The sequence below is a fragment of the bacterium genome (assembly GCA_022616075.1).
Lineage (GTDB): Bacteria > Acidobacteriota > HRBIN11 > JAKEFK01 > JAKEFK01 > JAKEFK01.
The window spans coordinates 1-3974 of record JAKEFK010000177.1; the positions used below are offsets into that span (position 1 = coordinate 1).

The following is a 3974-nucleotide window of genomic DNA, read 5'->3' on the forward strand; positions in this document are numbered from 1 at the left end:
AAGACCGGGTACGATGACAAACTTGTCCGGGAAATTCTTCGCAAAGTGGATCGCAATGAATACAAACGCAAACAATTGCCGATCGGATTGAAGATCACTACAAAGGCTTTCGGATTTGGACGCCGCTGGCCCATCGCGCAGGGCTACGAACACTCCTCCGATCTCGATTTTTGATTCAGGCCGCTCTCTCAACTGGCGACGTTCAGTATCCATTTTACGCACCGCGCGCGGCGAGTTCCGCGTTCAAGATCCAGATGGTTATGTTCTGATGATTACTCATACCTGATGTACCGAGCTAGTGACCGGTTCTTGCTATGACGCCGATAGATTCGAGTGCTTGCAGATATTCAGCAACTGCCTCCAACGGCACATGGCCATAAGCGCCGGACAAGAACTCGGCGATTTCTTCCACGCTGCGGCGGCCATCCACGAGATTCAGCGCTTCGAACTCATAAACAGAACCATCGGCATGGAAACCTGTCTGTTTGAGAAGCTTCAACGCCTTTGTTTTTTCATAGCCAAAATGATCTTGCAGATAGTTGTATCCAAACACTCCCATCGGTCCTGGAACGTCATCGTTACGCGAGTACACGATCCCTTTCTTGGATGGAATCCTGGGATCAGTTTCTGCGAATCCGGAGAGTTGTTTCAGAAAAGCGATCTGAGCTTTCCGAATTGCTTCTGGAATCTCCGTGTAGTGTTTGAGTGAATCGATTGTGCGTTCTTCGTACCAGAAATGAAAATGAGAAAGCGCGTTCGCATTCTCCTGTGGCAATTTCATTTTCCTTTTCAGCATGTCTGCCGTGCGCTGGAGCGACGAAGCTTTAAGAACGGGCCATAGTTTTTCAACGTGCTGGTGATTAAAGTTGGCCAGAAAGAAAGCTGTTGTCGCTCCAAGAAGTCCGGCTCTTTTCAGTTTTGTCGGATCGATATTGGCAGGCGTGTCAAAATTCGTGTGGATGTAACGATCGGGCCAATCGTTGAAATAGATCGCGGGAATTCCGAACGATGCTTCTGCATAAACGTCATGATCGCTGCCCATGCTGTATGGCGCGAAGATCGCCTGCAGCGGTTCCTTACCTCCTTCCAGTGAATAGAGTGGATAGAGAGAGCTTCCAGACTCGGCGAATTCCTGGGTCTGTTGATTGACAAATTTGCCGAAGTGATCTGCGACATCGTAAATGAAGGAAGGGCGGCTCGCGGGTCCGCGCGTTATGCGAAACTGCGCTTTGGTTACCGGGCCTCCTCCAACCATATCCATGTGAATTGCGCTGAGGATTCGCTTTTTGATTTGCGGACGCGCCACCAGAAAAGCCATGGTTCCTTCTATTTCGGGAGGCCAGACGAAACGCAGTGTTCGCGGAGGCCGCGCAATCTTCTTCTCCGATATGAGTTTGGCGTACGTGCGCGCAACCTCAAGGATGGTTGCGCAACCGCTTGCGTTATCATTTGCGCCAGGTCTCGGATGATCCAGATGGCAGCTGAACACGATCTCCTGTTCCTTCAGCTGTGGATCTGCTCCCGGAATGATTGCCGTCAGGACTTGATAGGCTCCGGAATGTTGTCCGGCAACCACCCTTGCATGCAACTGAATTTTTTCCCCTGTGAAAAGCCTCTTTTGAAAAGCTCTGGCCTGTTTGAGCGTGATCATAAAGGCAAAGGCAGGCTTTTTGTTGAAGGTACCGACATGCCCCCAACGCAGCAGGTTTTCGTCTTCCGCCCACCATGCGGTTTTCTGATTCTGTGCATAGCTGATCATTCCCGCCGCTCCATATTTATCAATGGCCCATCGCACCACTTGTTCCGGTTGTTGCGACACCAGAACGAGTTTTCCGTTTACGTCTTTGTTTGCATAATCCGATTCTGAAATCCCGTCACCCACATCGACCAACAACGCGGTGACATCACCGTTTTCGCTGTCTTGCGCAAGTGAAAGTGGCACAGCATCCCAGCTTGCCATTCGCGCAGCAGGAACCGTCCCTTTCATTTCCCACAATTCGGCGAAATCCGCATCCCAGGGTGGGCGCGAACGCTGCGTGCCGTAGAATTTTTTCCCGTCTGCCGGAAATTCTTCGATCGAGATTTGTTCCAATCCGTATCTGCGCAGCTCACCAGCAATGAATTCCACAGTACTCTTGTAACCGCGGGATCCACGCATCCGGTGTTGACGGCTGAGAAATTCCAGATTCCGTTTTGCCGCTTCCCCGGAAATTTCTTCGCTGAAAGCCTTCATCACGGGTTCTTCGATGAGTCCGTTTGCAAAGGCCAGTGAAGTGATGAATAGAATGAAGAACAGAAAAATTAACCGTTGCATAACGCCTAATGTTATCAAGAATTGGGATGCGCGGAACTTAACGCAAAGACGCGAAGACGCTAAGTATCTACGATGCTGATTTCAGAAGTAAGCGTTCGGTGAACAGGACATCGCCTCGCGATTTCGCGCAGCCGCAGCTTTTGATCCTGTGAAAGATTTCCTTCCAGAGTGATTTCACGCCAGATCCGGTCAATCTTTCCCTCTTTTGTTTCGCAGTTTGCGCAATCCTCCGCATGAATTTTCTCATGTCTCAGGGTAACCTGGACACTTTGCAAGTCCCATCCTTTGTTGATCGCATAGAGCTTCAAAGTCATCGATGTGCAGGCGCCAAGAGCGGCAAGCAAAAGCGAATAAGGATCGAATCCTTCATCTGTTCCGCCGAAATCCACCGGTTCATCAGCAATGATGCGATTCTTTCCGGAAACGATCTCCTGCTTCAAATGTTCTTTAGAGTGAACCGTTACGACTGCCATCATTTACCTCCGGGGCACTTCACGCGAGTCATCGGAAATTCTATTTTGCGGGATTTTCCGTTGCGTGTTCCTTCAATCCATACTTTCAATGAATCCGCCGAATCAAATTTGTAAACGACCTTCTGCGGAAAATCGTGCGACGGATTCTCAAAGACCCCTATATTGTCATTGAAGCTGGTCAACTTGAATTCGGTTCTGTCCTGTTTGGACGGACTCGCTATGTAGAAAGTGCCATCCTCTCGGGATTGAAGCTGGATGAATTCGAAAGTCACCGCTTTTCCGTTTTTCAAAGTGCGGCTCATGCCAAGCATCATATCGCCTGCAGGTCTCATCCAAACTTCTTCGTAAATCTCCGCGGAATCCCGGTTCTCCCAGCATCCACTGAGCTTTTCGAAAGAGGTGAGATTACTGGCTGACGCGGTTGTGACAAACAGAAACAATACTAGAAAAGCCATTCTTATGGAGGTATTGTACTCTGTCTAGCAGTTCTGCAAGCGCGAAAACTATTGCGTCGCGATGCTCAGTTTGTTCCAGGCCGACCAGCTCGACCCCGTCCATGTTCTTTGCCAGATGTTGTCATCGAGACCACGGGCAAAAACTGTCAGACTTCCCTTGCCGTCTGAAGCAACAGCGGGATCAGAAGACAATCCACCACCAAGATCCATCCATTGCGACCATTTGTTACCAGCAAAGTAGGAATGCAGCAGAGTCTTTTTTGAGCTGACGGCAAATACATCGATTACACCTGATCCGCGGAAAACAGCTGCAGGAGCGGAGTTCAGTGCTCCTCCGATTTTTTTCCAGGCCGACCAAACGGAACCATTCCAGTTTCTATGCCACAAGGAATGATCTCCTCCCTGTCCGAAAAGATCCAGTGAATTGGCGTTCGCGGATGCTACGGCGGGTCTTCCTAACACGTTTCCGCCCAAGCCTTGCCACGGCGACCAGGAGGTATTGGTTCGAGCAACATGCCAGACGCTTTGATCGGTTCCTAATGCGAATACATCCGTACGATTGCTACTCCAGGAAACGGCTGCCGGGCCAGAAGTGATTTTTCCACCACGATTGGTCCATGAGGACCAGGAAATTCCATTCCAGGACCTCGACCAAACGGAGTTGTCGGCGCCGCGCGCGAAAACTTCGATCTGATTCGCTCCATTGTATGAGGCCGCAGGCGCTGAGGTGAT

The 3974-nt window shown here is 50.2% G+C and carries 4 protein-coding genes; all 4 read right to left on the reverse strand.

Annotated elements, in window-relative coordinates; translation table 11 throughout:
• Window positions 1-295: 295 nt before the first annotated feature.
• Complete coding sequence (locus L0156_13870) at window positions 296-2314, reverse strand: M28 family metallopeptidase (GenBank protein MCI0604084.1); 2019 nt, start codon at window positions 2312-2314, stop codon at window positions 296-298.
• A gap of 59 nt (window positions 2315-2373) precedes the next feature.
• Window positions 2374-2787 (reverse strand): OsmC family protein, encoded by a 414-nt coding sequence (locus L0156_13875; GenBank protein ID MCI0604085.1) that lies wholly within the window; start codon window positions 2785-2787, stop codon window positions 2374-2376.
• Entirely contained in the window at window positions 2787-3242 is a 456-nt protein-coding gene (locus tag L0156_13880; protein MCI0604086.1) for a DUF6265 family protein, read from the reverse strand. The genes L0156_13875 and L0156_13880 overlap by 1 nt, the downstream gene beginning before the upstream one ends.
• Window positions 3243-3290: 48 nt before the next feature.
• Window positions 3291-3974: carbohydrate-binding protein (locus L0156_13885; protein MCI0604087.1), on the reverse strand; the 684-nt coding region annotated here is incomplete at its 5' end.

Bases quoted from the DNA above. Each gene is read 5' to 3' on its own strand.
- L0156_13870 (MCI0604084.1), bottom strand. From the start codon at position 2,314: ATGCAACGGTTAATTTTTCTGTTCTTCATTCTATTCATCACTTCACTG.
- L0156_13875 (MCI0604085.1), bottom strand. From the start codon at position 2,787: ATGGCAGTCGTAACGGTTCACTCTAAAGAACATTTGAAGCAGGAGATC.
- L0156_13880 (MCI0604086.1), bottom strand. From the start codon at position 3,242: ATGGCTTTTCTAGTATTGTTTCTGTTTGTCACAACCGCGTCAGCCAGT.